At 71.3% G+C, this 17395-nt stretch carries 16 protein-coding genes; 7 read left to right on the top strand and 9 right to left on the bottom strand.

Translation table 11 applies throughout. From position 1 onward, the window contains the following. The coding region (locus tag VFF97_RS05695; protein ID WP_325032517.1) for an NCS2 family permease at positions 1-661 on the top strand (661 nt) is incomplete at its 5' end. A gap of 112 nt (positions 662-773) precedes the next feature. Here VFF97_RS05695 and VFF97_RS05690 read toward each other — a convergent pair. The 4 genes from VFF97_RS05690 to VFF97_RS05675 all read right to left on the bottom strand — a co-directional run bounded on the left by VFF97_RS05690 (position 774) and on the right by VFF97_RS05675 (position 5016). Beyond that, positions 774-1211, bottom strand: coding sequence for a nitroreductase family deazaflavin-dependent oxidoreductase (locus tag VFF97_RS05690; protein ID WP_325032516.1), 438 nt, complete (start codon positions 1209-1211; stop codon positions 774-776). 67 nt (positions 1212-1278) lie between these two features. After that, the gene (gene sucD, locus VFF97_RS05685; RefSeq protein WP_325032515.1) at positions 1279-2181 is read right to left on the bottom strand and encodes a succinate--CoA ligase subunit alpha; all 903 of its coding nucleotides are present in this window, start codon (positions 2179-2181) and stop codon (positions 1279-1281) included. Between the two features lie 21 nt (positions 2182-2202). Then, the gene (sucC, locus tag VFF97_RS05680) at positions 2203-3369 is read right to left on the bottom strand and encodes an ADP-forming succinate--CoA ligase subunit beta (protein ID WP_325032514.1); all 1167 of its coding nucleotides are present in this window, start codon (positions 3367-3369) and stop codon (positions 2203-2205) included. An 81-nt stretch (positions 3370-3450) separates the two neighbouring features. Then, a complete protein-coding gene (locus VFF97_RS05675; RefSeq protein WP_325032513.1) occupies positions 3451-5016 on the bottom strand; it encodes an FAD-dependent oxidoreductase in 1566 nt (521 codons plus the stop codon). Between the two features lie 199 nt (positions 5017-5215). On the opposite strand from VFF97_RS05675, the gene VFF97_RS05670 reads away from it, so the two are divergent. Then, positions 5216-5890 carry a TetR family transcriptional regulator gene (locus VFF97_RS05670; RefSeq protein WP_325032512.1) on the top strand — a complete coding sequence of 225 codons (675 nt, stop codon included), beginning with the start codon at positions 5216-5218 and terminating at the stop codon, positions 5888-5890. 96 nt (positions 5891-5986) lie between these two features. Continuing rightward, positions 5987-7219, top strand: a complete 1233-nt coding sequence (locus tag VFF97_RS05665; protein WP_325032511.1) for an acyl-CoA dehydrogenase family protein — start codon at positions 5987-5989, stop codon at positions 7217-7219. 18 nt (positions 7220-7237) lie between these two features. Here the strand turns inward: VFF97_RS05665 and VFF97_RS05660 are convergent, their stop codons facing one another. Next, positions 7238-7561 (bottom strand): cupin domain-containing protein, encoded by a 324-nt coding sequence (locus tag VFF97_RS05660; protein ID WP_325032510.1) that lies wholly within the window; start codon positions 7559-7561, stop codon positions 7238-7240. A gap of 160 nt (positions 7562-7721) precedes the next feature. Here VFF97_RS05660 and VFF97_RS05655 point away from each other — a divergent pair, with 160 nt between their 5' ends. The 3 genes from VFF97_RS05655 (at position 7722) to VFF97_RS05645 (ending at position 12048) form a co-directional block, all read left to right on the top strand. Further along, positions 7722-7967, top strand: a complete 246-nt coding sequence (locus VFF97_RS05655) for a hypothetical protein (RefSeq protein WP_325032509.1) — start codon at positions 7722-7724, stop codon at positions 7965-7967. A 59-nt stretch (positions 7968-8026) separates the two neighbouring features. Further along, the gene (locus VFF97_RS05650) at positions 8027-10939 is read left to right on the top strand and encodes a helix-turn-helix transcriptional regulator (protein WP_325032508.1); all 2913 of its coding nucleotides are present in this window, start codon (positions 8027-8029) and stop codon (positions 10937-10939) included. A 62-nt stretch (positions 10940-11001) separates the two neighbouring features. Then, positions 11002-12048, top strand: coding sequence for an ATP-dependent DNA ligase (locus VFF97_RS05645; protein ID WP_325032507.1), 1047 nt, complete (start codon positions 11002-11004; stop codon positions 12046-12048). Between the two features lie 13 nt (positions 12049-12061). On the opposite strand, the gene VFF97_RS05640 is transcribed toward VFF97_RS05645, so the two are convergent. The 3 genes from VFF97_RS05640 to ligD form a co-directional block, all read right to left on the bottom strand. Then, positions 12062-13639 carry an aspartate:alanine exchanger family transporter gene (locus VFF97_RS05640; protein WP_325032506.1) on the bottom strand — a complete coding sequence of 526 codons (1578 nt, stop codon included), beginning with the start codon at positions 13637-13639 and terminating at the stop codon, positions 12062-12064. A gap of 78 nt (positions 13640-13717) precedes the next feature. Beyond that, complete coding sequence (locus VFF97_RS05635; RefSeq protein WP_325032505.1) at positions 13718-14182, bottom strand: nitroreductase family deazaflavin-dependent oxidoreductase; 465 nt, start codon at positions 14180-14182, stop codon at positions 13718-13720. After that, on the bottom strand, positions 14179-15225 hold the full coding sequence (gene ligD, locus VFF97_RS05630; protein ID WP_325032504.1) for a non-homologous end-joining DNA ligase: 1047 nt from the start codon (positions 15223-15225) through the stop codon (positions 14179-14181). Before ligD ends, VFF97_RS05635 begins: the two co-directional genes overlap by 4 nt. An 85-nt stretch (positions 15226-15310) precedes the next feature. Here ligD and VFF97_RS05625 point away from each other — a divergent pair, with 85 nt between their 5' ends. Beyond that, positions 15311-16333, top strand: a complete 1023-nt coding sequence (locus VFF97_RS05625) for an SseB family protein (protein WP_325032503.1) — start codon at positions 15311-15313, stop codon at positions 16331-16333. 24 nt (positions 16334-16357) lie between these two features. Here VFF97_RS05625 and VFF97_RS05620 read toward each other — a convergent pair whose 3' ends face one another. Beyond that, positions 16358-17353 carry an alpha/beta hydrolase gene (locus tag VFF97_RS05620; protein WP_325032502.1) on the bottom strand — a complete coding sequence of 332 codons (996 nt, stop codon included), beginning with the start codon at positions 17351-17353 and terminating at the stop codon, positions 16358-16360. Between the last annotated feature and the right edge of the window lie 42 nt (positions 17354-17395).

The raw sequence follows: 17395 nt of genomic DNA, 5'->3' as shown, positions 1-17395 counted from the left end.
CTTCAGCCTCGTCGGCGCGATCGACTTCGGCTTCGACATCGGCAAGGTCGGGATCATCGCGCTCGTGATGATCGTCTTCACGCTCGTGTTCTCGAACTTCTTCGACGCGATGGGCACGATGACGGGCCTCGCGAACGAGGCGGGCCTCGCCGACGCGAAGGGCGACTTCCCGCGCATCAAGTCCGCGCTCATCATCGAGGGTGTCGGCGCCGTGGTCGGTGGTGGCACCTCCTCGTCGTCGGCGACCGTGTTCGTCGAGTCGGGCTCCGGCATCGGCGAGGGTGCCCGCACGGGCCTCGCGAACATCGTGACGGGTCTGCTGTTCCTCCTCGCGATGTTCTTCACGCCGCTCACGTCACTCGTCCCCGGCGAGGTCGCGGCGGCCGCGCTCGTCCTCGTGGGTGCGCTGATGCTCGCGCAGATCAAGAACATCGACTTCACGGACTTCCGCGTCCTGCTGCCGGTGTTCCTCACGGCGACGGTCATGCCGCTGACCTACTCGATCGCCAACGGCATCGGGGCGGGCTTCATCAGCTGGGTGCTCGTCAACGCCTTCTCGGGCCGCGCGAAGCGCGTGCACTGGCTGCTGTGGGTCGTCGCCGCGGGCTTCGCGATCTACTTCGCCCGCGGGCCGATCGAGGCGGCGATCGGCATCGCGTAGCCGAGGACCCTCTCAGCGCTCGCGCTGTCGAAACCCGCACACGCGTACCGTCACGGCGGCGGCGGATGCAGGTTTCGGCAGCGCGAGCCGCGTATCGGGGCCCGGAGCGGGACTACTCCATGGGCTCGAGCACGAAGACCGCGATGAGCCGGTCGGTGCGCTTCTGGTAGTTCGCGTAGTCGGGCCACGCCTCGACCGCCCGCGCCCACCACTCGTCGCGCTCGGCGCCGGTGACCTCGCGGGCGAGGTAGTCCTTCTTGACCGGGCCGTCCTGCAGCTCGACGTGCGGGTGCTTTCGCATGTTGCTCGCCCACTTCGGCTCGTCGGGCGCTCCGCCCTTCGACGCGACGACCGCGTAGCGACCGTCGTGCTCGACGCGCATGAGCGCGGTCTTGCGGAGCGCTCCCGTCTTGGCCCCGACCGTCGTCAGCACGATGATCGGCTTGCCCCGAAGCTCGTTCGCCTCGGCGCCGCCGGTCTCCTCGTACCGTTCGGCCTGCTTGCGGGCCCACTCTGACTTGCTCGGTGCGTATGTTCCCGTCAGCGGCATGGTGCCACTGTAACCGCACGACAGAGGGGTCGGATGCCGCGGCATCCGCCCCCTCGTGAGTCTCGCGTCAGAGCGACTCGATGATCTCGCGCATGAGCGCGGCGGTCTCGCTCGGCGTCTTGCCGACCTTGACGCCGGCGGCCTCGAGGGCCTCCTTCTTCGCCTGCGCGGTGCCGGCGGAGCCCGACACGATCGCGCCGGCGTGGCCCATCGTCTTGCCCTCCGGCGCCGTGAAGCCGGCGACATAGCCGACGACGGGCTTGGTGACGTTGGCCTTGATGAAGTCGGCCGCGCGCTCCTCGGCGTCGCCGCCGATCTCGCCGATCATGACGATCGCCTTCGTCTCGGGGTCGGCCTCGAAGGCCTCGAGCGCGTCGATGTGCGTCGTGCCGATGATCGGGTCGCCGCCGATGCCGATCGCGGTCGAGAAGCCGATGTCGCGAAGCTCGAACATCATCTGGTACGTCAGCGTGCCCGACTTCGACACGAGGCCGATGGGGCCCTTGCCGGTGATGTTGGCGGGCGTGATGCCGACGAGCGACTCGTCGGGCGTGATGATGCCGGGGCAGTTCGGGCCGATGATTCGGGTCTTGTTGCCCATCGACTTCGCGTACGCCCAGGCTTCGGCGGTGTCGCCGACCGGCACGCCCTCGGTGATCACGACGAGCAGCGGGATCTCGGCGTCGATGGCCTCGATCATCGCGTCCTTCGTGTAGGCGGCGGGGACGAAGACGATCGACACGTCCGCGCCGGTCTTCTCGATCGCCTCGGCGACGGTGCCGAACACGGGCAGCTCGACGGCTGCACCGCTCTTGTCGGTGTGCAGCACGGTGGTGCCCGCCTTGCGCGCGTTGACGCCGCCGACGACCTGCGTGCCCGCCTTCAGCATGAGCGCGGTGTGCTTCGTGCCCTCGCCGCCGGTGATGCCCTGGACGATGACCTTGGAGTCCTTGTCAAGAAAGATCGACATGTCTGTGGTTCCTTTTCGGGATCAGGCCTGGTTCGCCAGTTCGGCGGCCTTGTCGGCGCCCTCGTCCATGGTGGCGGCGAGCGTCACGAGCGGGTGGTTCGCGTCCTGGAGGATGCGGCGGCCCTCCTCGACGCGGTTGCCGTCGATGCGCACGACGAGCGGCTTGGTCGCGGTCGGGCCGAGCTCGGCGAGAGCGCCGACGATGCCCTTCGCGACGGCGTCGCATGCGGTGATGCCGCCGAAGACGTTGACGAACACGGACTTGACCTGCGGGTCGCCGAGGATGACATCGAGACCCGCGGCCATGACCTCGGCCGATGCGCCGCCGCCGATGTCGAGGAAGTTGGCGGGCTTTACGCCGCGGTGGCGCTCACCGGCGTAGGCGACGACGTCGAGCGTCGACATGACCAGGCCCGCGCCGTTCCCGATGACCCCGACCTCCCCGTCGAGCTTGACGTAGTTGAGGTCGTTCTCCTTGGCCTTCGCCTCGAGCGGGTCGGCGGCCGCCTTGTCTTCGAGCAGCGCGTGCGAGGCGTGGCGGAACTCGGCGTTGTCGTCGAGCGTGACCTTGCCGTCGAGAGCGATGATGTCGCCCTCCTCGGTCTGCACGAGCGGGTTGACCTCCACGAGCGTCGCGTCCTCGCCCTTGTAGACGCTGTAGAGCTTCACGAAGACGTCGGCGACCTTCGGGGCCAGCTCGTCGTCGAAGTTCGCGGCCTTCGCGATCTCGAGCGCCTTCGCCTCGTCGATGCCCGTGAGCGGGTCGACCTCGACGCGCGCGAGCGCCTCGGGCTTCTCGACGGCGAGCTGCTCGATCTCCATGCCGCCCTCGACCGAGCACAGCGCGAGGTACGAGCGGTTGGCGCGGTCGAGCAGCACCGAGAAGTAGAACTCCTTCGCGATGCGCGCGCCGGCGGCCACCATGACCCGCTTGACGACGTGTCCCTTGATGTCGAGGCCGAGGATCGCCTTCGCGGCCTCGTACGCCTCATCGGGCGTCTTGGCGACCTTGACGCCGCCGGCCTTGCCGCGGCCGCCGGTCTTGACCTGGGCCTTGACGACGACGACGCCGCCGAGTTTCTCGGCGGCGGCCTTGGCTTCTTCAGGGGTGTCGGCGACGATGCCGGCGAGCACCGGCACCTCGTACTTCTCGAAAAGGTCTCGTGCCTGGTACTCGTAAAGATCCACAGTGCAGTCCTTCGTGGGCGAACGTGGCTTCGGCCGCAGAAAATCTCTCGATGTCAAGAGATCGGCCGATCATCAAGCCTACTACTCGTCGGATCGTGCTCCCGACGGGCGGCCTGTGCGGGGCAGTCGCTCGAGGTCGCCGACCGCCGGCCCCTCGATGCGCGTGCCGTCGGGTGCGAACCTCGATCCGTGCAGCGGGCAGTCCCACGTGCACTCCGCGTCGTTCCACGAGACGACCCCGCCCATATGGGTGCACACGGCGCTCACCGCCCGCGTCGTGGCGTCCACGGTCGAGATGCCCACCGGGTGCCCCGCACGGCTCGCGACGACGCCCTCCCCCTCGGGCGGGGCGGGAACGGGCACGGGGGTGCGCAGCGCGCCCGTCCATCCGGCGGCCGCCTCCCACCCGATCTTGAGGTTCTCGACGCCGCCGCGACCGAGGTCTGCCGGCATCGTCAATCGTCGTCCCAGCGTGGCCATCCACGACGGCCGCTCACGACGCGGCACGCGCCGGATCTCCGCCGACAGCCGAAGCGCGGCGGCGGGGGCGTTCGTCAGACCCCACTTCGCGTATCCGGTCGCGAAGCGGATGCGCCCGAGTCCGCGGGGCAGCGCCCCCACGAACGGCACGAGGTTGTGCGACTCGTAGTCCTGCGCCGACCAGGTCGCGACGGGTTCGGCACCCGGGAAGTGGCGGCGCGTCCACGCGATGAGGTCGTCCACGCACTCCTGCTCGGAGTCGCCGCGCCCGACGGGGTGCCCGTTCCCGCCGACGATGAGGCGCGCGAGCGCGGCGGGGCCGTCGTCCTGGGCCACGGGCCGGATCGATCGCGTCGGCTCGTCGACCGAGATGTACATGCCGTCGGGCAGCTCGCCGTCGTACGAGAACGCGACGCAGTACGAGCGCAGCGCGCGCACCTTGGCGAAGTACAGCCCGCGGTCGGCGATCGGCATGCCGGTCGCCAGCACGATCTGGTCGGCCGACGCGTACCCCGCCTCGGTCTCGATCCACGCGTGCGGCACAGCGTGCGCGTGCCGCACACGCACGCCGGTGTGAAGCGTTCCTCCCGCGGCGACGAACGTCCGCGCGAGCGCGTTCGCGACGACGACGGGGTCGATCGCGAGCTGGTCGTCGAGCGCGACGCCGTCGGCGAAGGGGAACGCATGCCGCGTCCCGCCGTCCCCCGCCCCGTCGGGGCCCGGGATCCGCCGCACCGGCAGCCCGGCCTCGCGCGCCGCCGCGAGCTCGGCCTCGACCTGCTCGGCGCCCGACGGCGTCTGCGCGTACGAGACGGCCGGCCGCAGCGTGAAGGCCACTCCGGCCTCTGCCGCGAACACCTCGAGCCACTCGAGTCCGTCTCGGTTCGCGTCGACGTACGCGCGCACGAGCGAAGCAGGGTGGTCGCGGCGCAGGGCCGACAGGCGCGTGCCCTGCAGGAGCGTCGCCTTGCCGGTGTTGCCACCCGTGGCGAGCTCGGCGACGCGTCCCGAGTCGACGACGGCGACGTCGAGCCCCTCGCGCGCGAGCATCACCGCCGTGCACAGACCCGTCAGCCCCGCGCCCACCACGATGACGTCGTGGTGCCTCCCGGGCTCGAACTCGGTTCCCTCGACCGGCTGCGTTCCGGTGCGCCACAGTGACGGCATGCGCCCAGTCAACGCCGCGCGCCGGTCCTCCACCACCCGCTTGACAATGCGGCGGCGCATCCGCGTGCGCAACTCCGGAACACCGCGCCACCCACCGCCGGAATCGGACGGATTCGACAGGTCATAAGCCGAAACTCCGGAGTTCGGTACTCGGCGGCGCGTGCGTCCGTCGAACCCGCCGTGCTCTAGGCTCATGCCGATGACTGACCTCGACCAGGGCTCCGCGTCGCGCACGGCGGTGATCGCCGCCGCGGTGGAGCTGTTCGCCGAGCGGGGCTTCGACCAGACGTCGGTCGACCAGATCGCGAAGGCCGCCGGGGTGTCGCGCTCGACCTTCTTCCGCCAGTTCGGCGGCAAGGAGGACGTGATCTTCGCCGACCACGAGGCTCTGCTCGAGCAGCTGCGGGCGTTCCTGTCGAAGCCGCACGAGAACCCGTGGCAGGCGGTGTGCGAGGCATCCGTCATCGCCTTCCGCCATTTCGCGCGCGATCCCGAATTGGCGCGCCGTCGCTACACCGTCGTGCGGCAGGTGCCGGCTCTGCGCAACCGCGAGATCGTCGCGGTGTTCCGCTACGAGCGCCTGTTCGACGAGTACCTGCGCGACGCGCTCCCCGGGCTCGACCCGGTCGACGCGGTCGGCTTCGCGGCGCTGGTCACCGCCGTGCACAACCACGTGCTGCGGCGACTGCTGCGCGGCACCAAGCGCGTGCCGGTGTCGGTGCTTCAGGCGGCGCTCGACGACGCGATGCGGCGGTTCGGCGTGCACCCGGATGCGTCGCGCACGCCCGCCGACGACGACGTCATGGTCGCCGTCTTCCCGAGGCGGATGCCGGCGGCCGAGGTCGCCCGCCGCCTGTCGTCGACCCTCGGCTGACGCTGGCACTCAGTATCGCGACTGGCGGCACTCGATGCCGAGCCGGTAGCCTGTGACCGGTCGCGGACGCGGCCGGGCGAGGCATCCGGGAGCATCATGGCCGAGTTCACCCCCCGCAACGGCGAGCAGGTCGGGAGTTACGACGTCACGTCGCGCCTCGACACCGACTACTACGCGGTCTTCGCCGACATCCCCGAGGACGACCGCGCGGTGTGGGACCGCGCCAAGGCCTACATCGACGAGGTCGGCACACGCATGCAGGACGCATGGGACACGGCCGACTACCCGCTCGACATCGCGAAGCGCATGGGCGAGCTCGACCTGTTCAACGACGGCATCGACCACCCGCTCCTGACACGCTTCTCGCCGCTCGCGGCCGGGCTCGTCAACATGGAGGTCTCGCGCGGCGACGGCTCGCTCGGCACGGTCATCGCGGTGCAGGGCGGACTCGCACTGCGGACCCTCGCGCTCTTCGGCAGCCCCGAGCAGCAGGAGCGCTGGCTGCAGCCCCTCGCCCGCGCGGAGGTGCTCGGCTCGTTCGCGCTGACGGAGCCCGACCACGGCTCGGACTCCGTCTCGCTCGAGACGGTCGCCCGCCGCGACGGCGAGGAGTGGGTGATCGACGGCGCGAAGAAGTGGATCGGCAACGGCGCATCCGGCGGCATCACGTTCGTGTGGGCTCGGGTCGACGACCCGGATGCCGCGGAGCACGGCGCCGTGCGCTGCTTCCTCGTCGAGCAGGACACTCCGGGGTACACGGGCACGGTCATCACGGGGAAGGCGTCGCTGCGCGGGATCCACCAGGCGCACATCGCGTTCGACGGCGTGCGCGTGCCGCTCGACGCGGTGCTGCCGGGCACGAAGAGCTTCAAGGACGCCTCGACCGTGCTGTACTCGACCCGCTCGGGAGTCGCGTGGTCGGCGCTCGGCCACGCCACCGCATGCTACGAGGCGGCGCTCGCGTACGCGAAGCAGCGCGTGCAGTTCGGCAAGCCGCTCGCGAGGTTCCAGATGGTGCAGGAGCGCCTCGCGCACATGCTCGAAGACCTCACGGCGATGCAGCTCTACTGCCGCCGGCTCGCCGACCTCGAGGCATCCGGTTCGCTGCACCCCACTCAGGCGTCGCTCGCGAAGTTCCACAACACGCGCGCCGCGCGCCGTATCGCCGCGACCGCGCGCGACCTGCTCGGGGGCAACGGCATCCTCCTCGAGAACGGCGTCATGCAGCACATGACCGACATCGAGGCGATCCACACGTACGAGGGCACCGAGTCGGTGCAGGCGCTGCTGCTGGGCCGCGACATCACGGGGATGAGCGCATTCGCCTGAGCCCGCCCCCGGCCGCCGTCACCCGCCGCGCAGCGTGTGCTCGGCCGGACCGAACACGACGATCACCGTGAGGTCCTCCTCCACGTCGATGAAGCGGTGCTCCTCCCCGGCGGGCACGAACAGCACGGCACCGGCGGATGCGTCGGCGACCGCATCCGGAGTCCACAGCCTCGCGCGCCCGGACAGCACGATGTAGACCTCGTCTTCGGTGTGCGGCTGCTGCGGATCGACAGCACCGGCCGGGATGCTGTACGTGCCGAGACTCAAGTGCGGAACCCGCAGATTCTCGCGGTAGTTCGCCTCCGTGACGGCGGCGAAGAGGCCCGCATCGATGATCTTCATATCGTCCTCCCGACGCCATCCTGCCTGCGCGGGGCCGCGCACCGACCGGGCCGATCCGCTTCTCGCGGCCCGACCGCGCCCGACCGGCGCCTGAGCACCCCGGGTGTCGAAGATAAGGCGTTCGCCCGATCCGGCCGTCCCTCCTTAGGGAGGAGCGTAAGTGTCGTGGCCGGCTGTGCACCGGCCGTCGGAGGTCGACATGAACGAGATGGTCTTCGCCGCGAGCGTGCTCAACGAGCGACGTTCCGAAGCTCTGCGGCGTGAGAACGAGCTGCTGCTCCGGGTGCGCGAACGCCGGCAGGGGGCCGACGCGCCCCGGGCGGCAGCCACAGCCGCGGAGGCCGCGCCGAGCGCGCGCCCGCGGGTGGCCGATGGGGACCGGATGCGGCGTCCGCGCCACGCGTGACGCGGCATCCGGTCCTCGGGCCCGCTCCTCCACCTGCCGGAAGGTGACACGATATGTTCATGCGCCCCACGGGGACTCCCTCGGTCATGGTCGGCCGCGGCGCGGAGCTGCGCACGCTGCTCGACGCGTTCGACGACGGTCGTCGCGGACGCCCACGCGCGGTGCTCGTGCGAGGCGAAGCCGGAATCGGCAAGACGCGTCTCGTGCAGGAGCTGCTCGCGCAGGCGGCGGCGCGCCGCGACGAGGGGCTGCCGCTCGTCGTCGCGATCGGCCAGTGCGTCGACCTCGGCCCGATCGGCGCGCCGTTCGGGCCGATCCGCCGCATCCTGCGCGACCTGCACGGCGAGGTCGGCACCGACGCGCTGCGCGAGGCGGCAGGCTCGCCCGCCGCGGTGACCGCTCTCGCCGCCCTCGTGCCCGGTCTCGCGAGTGAGACGCCCGCCGACGACGAGCAGGCCGGCGAGTTCGCCGAGGCGATCGAGGTCGTGCTCGAGAGCCTTTCGGCGACGCGTCACGTCGTCATCGTGATCGAAGACCTGCAGTGGGCGGATGCGGCGACCTTCGCGCTCCTCAAGACGCTCGCGAGCACGCTCCGGGGCCGCCACCTGACGATCGTCTCGACCTACCGGTCCGACGACATCGACCGGTTCCACCCGCTGCATCCGGTGCTCGCCGAGCTCGACCGCACGCCAGGCCTCGTGCGCGTCGACCTCGAGCCGCTCTCGTTCGCCGAGGTCGCCGAGCAGGTGAGCATCCTCACCGACGACGCCGTCGACACCCAGGCCGTCGAGCGGCTCGCCGAACGCAGCGGCGGCGTGCCGTTCCTCGTCGAGGAGCTCGTGGACCTCGGAGACCGGGGACTCCCCGACACGCTGCGGGATCTCGTGCTCGCGCGCTACACGCGCCTGACCGATCCCGCCCAGGAGACCGTGCGCGCGATGGCCGCGGGCGGCATGCACGTCGACCACGACGTGCTCGCGGCGGTGTCGACGCTCGACGACCGCACGCTCGACCGCGCTCTGCGCGAGGCGATCGACGCGCGCGTCGTGCTGGCTGCGGGCGCCGGCTACTCGTTCCGCCACGCGCTCACGCGCGAGGCGGTCCACGGCGAGATGCTGCCGAGCGAGCGCGTGCGCATCCACCGCGCGTTCGCCGAATACCTGCAGCAGAACCGGCCGGCCGACTCCCCCGACGACGTCTCCGCCGTCGCCGAGCACTGGCTCGCCGCGCGTGACCTCACGGCCGCGTTCGACGCGACGGTGCGTGCGCTGCGCCTTTCGCGCGCGAGCTTCGCGCCCGCGACATCCGTCAAGCTCGCCGAGCGCCTGACCGAGCTGTGGGATCAGGTGCCGGATGCCGAGTCGCGCGCCGGCACGACACGTCAGGCGCTGCACCTCGAGGCGGCGCAGGCGTGGCACGACCTGGGCGACGCGCAGCGCGCGCTGCGCTCCGCGAATGAGGGGCTCGCGGTGTGCGGCGACGATCCGCTCACGCGCGCCGCACTGCTGAGGCAGAGGTTCGTCCAGCTGTTCAACGCGGAGCATCGCGACCAGCGGGAGGACCTCGAGGAAGCCGCGCGGCTGCTCGAGGGCATCGACACCGCGCAGGCCCAGGCGCTCATGTCGCGGGTGATGTCGAACCTCGCGATCAGCGAGCACGGCCAGGAGGCCGCCGACCACGCACGCCGAGCCATCGAGCTCGCCGAGGCCGCGGGCGACGATGCCGCGCTCGCGGTCGCGCTCACGATCGAGAGCTGGCGCATCTCCGGCGACGAGGACGACCAGCCGGCCGCCCTCGCCCCGCTCGAACGCGCGGTGGCGCTCAAGCTCGAGCCGCCGCTGCGGGCCTACGCCGGCAGCGCGCACATCGATCAGCTCACGAGCCTCGGCCGGTTCGCTGAGGCGGCCGAAGTGGGCGAGCGGTACTACGCCGAGGTCGTCCGCGCCGGCATCGAACGCGGCTCGGGCACCTCCATCGCGCTCAGCCTCGCCTTCGCGCTGCTCGCCGCCGGGCGGCCCGAGGAGGCGCTCACGTACACGACGCGCGCACGGCGCCTCGCCGGCCGCGCAGCGCGCGCGTGGGTCGCTCGCGTCATGGCCAACCACCTGTCGTGGAACGATGAGCGGGACGCGCGCGCGGAGCTGCTCGCGAGCGAGCGCGGCGGGATCGCCGAGGTCACCACCCTCAAGCCTCAGAAGCGCGCCTGGTGGCGCATCGAAGAGGCGGATGCCGCGCTGGAGTTCTCCGTCGGCCGCCCCTCCCCCGAGGTCGAGCAACGCCGCCGCGAGGCGCTCGCGGGCGTGCTCGCGGTCGTGGAGGGCGACGCCGAACCCACTCCGCGCCGGTACGCCGCCGTCGCGGCGTCTCTTCTCGTCGCGAGCGCTCCCGACGAGCACGAGGACGAACGGGGGCGGTTGCTGCGCGCTCTCGCCGACTGGCCCGATCACGAGTTGAACCGCCGCTGGGGCGACTACGCGCGAGCCGCGCTCGGCGACACGGGGCCCGCCGACGAGCGGGTCGAGCGCTGGCGTGCCGTCGTCTCGGAGCTGCCCGAGAGCGGACTGTACGCGTGGCATGAGCAGGTCGCGCGGCTGCGTCTCGCCGAGGCGCTCATCGCGGACGGCGAGCGCGACGAAGCCGCGCGCGTGCTCGAACGCATCCTGGACGAGGCTCCCGCGCAGGGCGTCGCTCGCGTCGCACGCTGGGCGAGGGAGTTGGGCGCGCACGCACGCCTGCTCGGCGGGCCGGACGCGGCCGCGGCATCCGGTGTGATCGCGACCCTCACCCCGCGCGAGCTGCAGGTGCTCGAGCTCGTGGCCGAGGGCCTCACGAACTCCGAGATCGGCCGGCGCCTGTTCATCAGCCCGAAGACAGCCTCAGTGCACGTTTCGGCGATCCTCGCGAAGGTGGGCGCGGCGAACCGCGCGGAGGCGGCGGCGATCTTCGCGGCGTCGAGCCCCTCCGCGTCCTGAGACCGCGGGCGCGGCATCCGCAAGCCCTGTGCCGCGTCGGCGGCCCACGGCAGGATGGACGCATGGCCTACGAGATCCCCGCGCCCATGCTCGCGAAGTCGGTTCCGGAAGTGCCGCTTCCCGACGCCGTGCCCGGCGGGCTCAGCTACGAGCCGAAGTGGGACGGGTTCCGGGCGCTCGTGTCGTGGGACGGCTCGAACGTCGAGATCGGCAGCCGCGGGGCGAAGCCGCTCACGCGGTACTTCCCCGAGCTCGTCGAGGCCTTCTCGCGGCTCCTGCCCGAACCGTGCCTCATCGACGGCGAGGTCGTCGTGCCGAAGGGCGAGCCGGGCGCGCAGCGCCTCGACTGGGAGTCGCTGACGCAGCGCATCCACCCTGCTTCGTCGCGCGTCGCGAAGCTGTCGGTCGAGACGCCGGCGATGTTCATCGCGTTCGATCTGCTGGCGCGGGGCGATCGAGACCTGCAGGGCGAGCCGTTCTCGACGCGCCGCGCCGAGCTGGTCGATCTGCTCGGCACGCTCCCCCATCCCATCCACGTGACACGCACGACCGACGATCCGGAAGTCGCGCGGCGGTGGCTCTCGGAATTCGAGGGCGCGGGTCTCGACGGCGTCATCGCGAAGCCGCTCGACCAGCCGTACGCGCCCAACAAGCGCACGATGTTCAAGATCAAGCACGCCCGCACGGCGGATGTCGTCGCGATGGGCTACCGCGTGCACAAGTCCGGGCAGGGCGTCGGCTCGCTCCTCGTCGGCCTGTACTCCGACGACGGCGAGCTGTACCCGGTGGGTGGGGTCGCGGCGTGGAGCAACCAGAAGCGGCTCGAGCTCGTCGAGGAGCTCGATCCGCTCGTCGAGCGCGATGCCGACGGCAACCCGCTGCGGAACGAGGGCGAGAAGTCGCGCTTCACCCCGTCGCGTGCCGATTCGTCGTTCGTGCGGCTGCGTCCCGAGCGCGTGCTCGAGGTGCGGTACGACCAGCTCGAGGGCTGGCGGTTCCGTCACACCGTGCAGTTCGAGCGGTGGCGTCCGGATCGCGATCCGCGCTCGTGCACGTACGACCAGCTCGAGACGGTCTCGGCCTACGACCTCGCCGACGTGCTCGACTGACCTGCGCAGGGGGTCACAACGTCACGAGCACCTGCGCGAGCAGGATCTTCACGACCATGGCAGCCGGATAGACCAGGCTGTACCCCAGCGCCACCCGCACGTCGTGGCCCGTGCGGGTGTTCGCGAACGCGAGGATCGCGGGGTTCGTCTGCGCTCCCGCGATCGCTCCCGAGAGCCGCGTGCCGCCGAGGCGGAAGACGTGGCGCAGCATGAGATACGTGCCGAGCATGGCGACGAGGGTGACGACGGCTCCGATGAGCAGGAGCGTCACGATCTCGCCCGACACGATCGCACTGACGATGAGGGATCCGGCCTTCGTGCCCGCGAAGGCGAGGAAGATGAGCAGGCCGAGCTCGGCGAGCACGTTCGCGGCGGTGTTGGGCAGTGCGGTGACGAACGGGCCGATGCGCCCGATGCGTCCCATGACGAGTCCGACGACGAGCGCGCCGGCGGCGAAGCCGAGGCCGAAGTAGCCGCCGCCGGGCAGTGGTATCTCGATGGCTCCGATGAGCAGGCCCAGCGCGATGCCGAGGCCGAGCGCGACCGGGTTCGTGTCGGCCATGCCGCGCTCGGAGTCGCCGAGGAATTCCGACACAGCCGCCATCGACCGCTTGGGGCCAACGACGCGCAGACGGTCACCCTGCAGCACGACGAAGTCGGGCGTGGCGACGAAGTCGACGTCTCCGCGGCGCACGCGGACGATCGTCGCGCCGAGTCGTTCACGAAGCTGGAGGCTCGCGATCGTCCGGCCCGCCAGCCGCTGGTTCGAGAGGATGATGCGACGGAAGTCGAGCTCGGAGCGCTGCCCCACGATGTCGACGGCCGCCGTGTGGCCGATCTCGTCGCTGACCTCCTGCACCGCGTCGCTCGGGCCCACGACGTTGACGACGGCTCCCGGCGGGAGCGGTGTGTCGGGGGTGACCGCCTCGATCTCACCGTCCTTGGGCATCACGCGCGAGAAGAGCACGCGGCGCCCGTACCGCTTCGACAGCTCGTCGGCGGTGGGCATGGAGGTCGTGTCGACCTCGACGGCCTTGTCGACGATCGGCGCCGGCCGGTCGGTGTCTTCCGCGCGGTGGCGGAGGGCGAGCGCCGCGACGAGCATCGCCCCGATCACACCGAAGACGTACGCGCTCGCGTAGCCGACCGTGGCTTCGGCGCTGCCGCCGGTCGCGGCGAGCGCGGGGGTGTTCGTCACCGCACCCGCGAAGGTGCCCGCGATCGTCACGGGCGACACGCCCAGCCACACCCCGAGCCCGTAAGCGACGGCCGCGCCGACGATGAGGATGCCCGTGACCACGAGCATGAGCGCCCATGACGACCTCATCGCGTTGAAGAAGCCCGGCCCCGAGATGATCCCGATGCAGAACGCGAACAGCACCAGCCCGACGTCGCCGATCGCGGCGGGCAGCTCGATCGAGACGCCGAGCGCGACGCCCCACGCCGTGATCGCCATCCCGACGATCAGCACGGCGACGGCGCCGAGCGACACTCCTCCGATGCGCACCTGGCCGACCGCGGCACCCAGCCCGATGAGCAGGAACAGCACGATGACCGGATGCAGCGCCAGGAACTCGAACACGGCGGTCATGGCCCCTCCTGCAGGCTCGCGACAAGGGCTATCGCGAGTATCCCGCAAGGGATGCTCCGCGCGCAGGGGGAGCCGGTGTCAATCGGGCGGCCCGAACTCCACGACAGGGATGGACGCCTCTCCGCGCGCCGCGTAGTCCATCGCCGCCGACAGGTGCTTCCACGCCTGCGGATGCCTCTGGGCGTAGCGTTCGAGCACCTGCCGCGATTCGTCGGGGTCGAGCATCCGCACCGACGACGGCACGCGGCGAGCCCGACCGGTGCTGACGTACGCCACGCCGTTCGCGCGCAGGTTGCGGTACCACTGCGCACGCTTCCCGAGTCCGGAGGCCACGCGGATGGCGTTCCGCTCGCGCTCGACCACCTCGACGACGACGTAACGCGGCTGATGCGACACCCGGCCGAGGTGCTCGATCATCACGAGGCGTTCACCGAAGATCCACCCGAGGCCCGCGCGGTACAACGGGATCGGCAGCCTCGTGAGCCACGGCGTCTGCAGCACGCGGGCGACGAGCCGGTCGAGAGGCGGGACGTGCTCGGTCATCCTTCTTCTTCTCTGGGCCAGTTCTCGGGGTTGATGCGACTGGGCTGCACGCGAGGAGGCTCACCCGGCATCTTCGGGAAGTCGGGCGGGAAGGGAAGCTCGCCGAGCCCGTCGTCGAGGTCGCGCTGCCACCACTCCAGCAGCGTGTCGATGCGGCCCGGCTTCGCGAGCAGGTCGGCCCACGGGTCGCCGATGTCGGCCAGTCGCTGGGGAATCGTGCGCACCGTGAACGAGGCCGGATCGACGCCCGCTTCGAGCTCGTCCCACGTGAGGGGCGTCGACACGCTCGCATGCGGCAACGCCCGCGGGCTGTACGCGCCCGCCATCGTGCGGTCGCGGTTGGCCTGGTTGAAGTCGATGAAGATGCGCTCGCCTCGCTCCTCCTTCCACCAGTTCATCGTGACCTTGTCGGGCATCCGCCGCTCGAGTTCGCGTCCCGCGGCGATCACCGCGTGCCGCACGTCGAGGAACTCCCACTCCGGTTCGATCGGGCAGAAGATGTGGATCCCCCGGTTGCCGCTCGTCTTGAGGAACGCCGTGAGGCCCGCCTCGGCGAGCACGTCGCGCATCGCGGGAGCCACGGCTGCGGCATCCGCGAAGTCCGTGCCCGGCTGCGGGTCGAGGTCGATCCGCAGCTCGACGGGGTTGTCGGTGTCGGAGACGAGCGAGGCCCACGGGTGGAACACGATCGTGTTCATCTGCACGGCCCACACGGCCGCGGCGATCTCGGTGAACACGATCTGCGGATGCCGCCGCCCGCTGTTGTACGTCACCGTCCGCGACTCGACGAACGCCGGCGCGCCCTTGGGCGGGTTCTTCGAGTAGAAGCGCTCGCCGTCGACGCCGTCCGGGAACCGTTCGAGCGACACCGGGCGGTTCCCGTTCGCGGCGAGGAAGGGCTCGGCGATCGTGATGAGGTACTCGGCGAGTTCCTGCTTCGTGATGCCGACCTCGGGCCACAGCACGCGGTCGGGGTTCGACACGCTGACCTCGCGTTCGCCGTCGGGGCCGGGCATGGTCAGGGTGATGCGGGGCGAGGCCATGCTCCGACCCTAGGACGCGCCGCCGACGTGCGGCACCCCCGCTGACGCGCACGCGGCATCCAGGAGAGGCGCATAGGCTCGAGCGATGGCCCTCTTCTCGCGCGGCAAGCGCACGCCCGACGAACAGCCCGAGTCCGCGGCGCCGTCCGACACGGACGCAGCAGGCACGGATGCCGCAGCCGACGCCGGCACGCCCGCCGACGACGCGGTCCCCCACGTCGGCATCTCGGTCTCGACCTACGGGCGCCCCGCCTCCACGACGGCGCAGCCGCCCCAGCCGACGTCACAGGGGCCGCGGGCGACCCAGCCCCAGTCCCCCGGCGCGCCGGAGCCGCAGGTCCCCGACAACGTCCTCCTGCGCGACGCGCTCGCGAAGCTGCCCGCGGACGCGACCGGCCGCGACGTCATGGCGGTCGCACGGCAGCTGCTGCAGGGGCACCTCTTCCTTCGCGTCAAGGGCGACGCGCGCGCCCTCCTCGCCGCGGGCGAGAACCTCCCCCTCGCGATGATGACGTCGGGCGACAAGCAGTTCGCGGTCGCGTACAGCGGACTGGGCGCGCTGCGCGCGAGCGTGCTCGCCGACGGCGACACCGGAACGTCCGCGATGGTGCAGCCCGTGGCATCCGTGTTCCGGTACATCCTCGGCGGGGCGTACTCGGGCCTCGTCCTCGATCCGGCGTCGGGTCAGAGCCGCGCGGTGATCCCCCGCGAGCTGCTCGAGCGCATCGTCGAGGAGGCAGGCGGCACCGAGTTCCCGATCAAGCGCCTCGTCTCGGGCGAGCGCACGCCCGACACGGCGGCCGAGATCGGCCGCGCGCTCGTCGACGCGAAGCTGTGGGTATCGGTCGGCCAGACCGAGCAGGGTCCCGGCATCTCCGAGGCGCGCACGAGCGACGGCAAGCGCCTGCTCGAGATCTTCTCGCACCCGCTCGAGGTGATCGCGCTCGACCGCGGCACGCAGCCGGTGCCGATGACGCCCGCGCAGCTCGCGGCCGTGCTCATCACCGAGACAGGACTCGACGGCGTGCTCATCGACCCCGCGGGGCCGTGGATAAGCCTCACCCGCGACGAGCTCGCGCCCGTGCTGGCGCTCGCACCCGAGGGTTGAGCTCCCGCCGATCTGCGGCGGGATTCACGGATGCCTCGCCGCGAGGCATCCGGTCACCCACTTCCTCAGCACGGCGTACGCCTCGGCCCGCGGTCCCGGTCGCGACAGGAACACGTCGTGCAGCGCGCCGTCGATGCGCGCGATCGTGACGAGCTTGCCAAGCTTGGTCGCCGACTTCGCGATGTCGTCGACCGCGAGCACCGAGTCGCTCGAGGTCATGTCCTCGCTCCACGAGAGCGGCGGCGTCGACCGCGCCGACAGCAGCACGAGCGTGGGCGCGCCGACGTCGACACCCGCCGCGATGCGCCGGTGCCCTTCGAGCACGGCGGCGAGCCACCCGGGGTGTGTCGGGAACCCGCGCGGAGGCCGCCACTCCGTCCGATACGCGTGGGCGGGAAGGGCGCCGACCTCCTTCTGCGCGCGCGTGTAGAAGCCCATGTCGACAGCCGGATGATTCGCGCGCGGGTCGATCCGCGCGTGGATGTCGACGAGCGGGGCGATCGCCTGCCGCGCGACCGAGCCGAGCTGCAGCTCGAGCCACGGCGCGTTGAGCACGACGGCGGCGGCGCGACCCGCGTGGCGGGCCGCCCACAGCGACAGCGTCAGCCCACCCGTCGAGTGCCCGAGCAGCACGAGGCGCCGCGAACCCGACGCCCCTTCTCCGTGCCCCATCGCCTCGAGGGCGGCCTCGATGTCGGCGTCGTACTCGGGCAGCCTTGTGACGTAACCCGGCGTCTGACCCGGCCGCATGCTTCGCCCGTACTTGCGCAGATCGAGCGCGTAGAAGCGCGCGCCGAGGCGGTTCCAGAACTCCGCGAGCTCGGTCTGGAAGAAGTAGTCCGACCATCCGTGCACCGCGAGCACGTCGACGTCGCGCAGCGGGCTGAACAGCGACTGGAAGGGGTTGCGGATGCTCCGCACGAGCGTCGCGACGACAGGACCTTCGTCGTCCTCGCCGAGCGGCAGCGTGAGCTGCTCGAACGGGTTCCCCAAGATGTCGGGGATCCACTCCTCCGCCATGGCGTCAGCCTATTGCGCGCACCCGCGCGCGACGCCGAACGC

Origin of the sequence: Microbacterium sp. (assembly GCF_035687345.1) — a bacterium.
In the GTDB taxonomy this organism is placed as follows: domain Bacteria; phylum Actinomycetota; class Actinomycetes; order Actinomycetales; family Microbacteriaceae; genus Microbacterium.
The sequence above is the reverse complement of the archived record's forward strand: the minus strand, read 5'-3'. Positions and strand labels throughout refer to the sequence as shown.

Coding starts and splice junctions, on each gene's coding strand:
- VFF97_RS05690 (WP_325032516.1), bottom strand. CDS start 1,211: ATGCCGCTGACGGGAACATACGCACCGAGCAAGTCAGAGTGGGCCCGC.
- sucD (WP_325032515.1), bottom strand. CDS start 2,181: ATGTCGATCTTTCTTGACAAGGACTCCAAGGTCATCGTCCAGGGCATC.
- VFF97_RS05675 (WP_325032513.1), bottom strand. CDS start 5,016: ATGCCGTCACTGTGGCGCACCGGAACGCAGCCGGTCGAGGGAACCGAG.
- VFF97_RS05670 (WP_325032512.1), top strand. CDS start 5,216: ATGACTGACCTCGACCAGGGCTCCGCGTCGCGCACGGCGGTGATCGCC.
- VFF97_RS05665 (WP_325032511.1), top strand. CDS start 5,987: ATGGCCGAGTTCACCCCCCGCAACGGCGAGCAGGTCGGGAGTTACGAC.
- VFF97_RS05660 (WP_325032510.1), bottom strand. CDS start 7,561: ATGAAGATCATCGATGCGGGCCTCTTCGCCGCCGTCACGGAGGCGAAC.
- VFF97_RS05650 (WP_325032508.1), top strand. CDS start 8,027: ATGCGCCCCACGGGGACTCCCTCGGTCATGGTCGGCCGCGGCGCGGAG.
- VFF97_RS05645 (WP_325032507.1), top strand. CDS start 11,002: ATGGCCTACGAGATCCCCGCGCCCATGCTCGCGAAGTCGGTTCCGGAA.
- VFF97_RS05640 (WP_325032506.1), bottom strand. CDS start 13,639: ATGACCGCCGTGTTCGAGTTCCTGGCGCTGCATCCGGTCATCGTGCTG.
- VFF97_RS05635 (WP_325032505.1), bottom strand. CDS start 14,182: ATGACCGAGCACGTCCCGCCTCTCGACCGGCTCGTCGCCCGCGTGCTG.
- ligD (WP_325032504.1), bottom strand. CDS start 15,225: ATGGCCTCGCCCCGCATCACCCTGACCATGCCCGGCCCCGACGGCGAA.
- VFF97_RS05625 (WP_325032503.1), top strand. CDS start 15,311: ATGGCCCTCTTCTCGCGCGGCAAGCGCACGCCCGACGAACAGCCCGAG.
- VFF97_RS05620 (WP_325032502.1), bottom strand. CDS start 17,353: ATGGCGGAGGAGTGGATCCCCGACATCTTGGGGAACCCGTTCGAGCAG.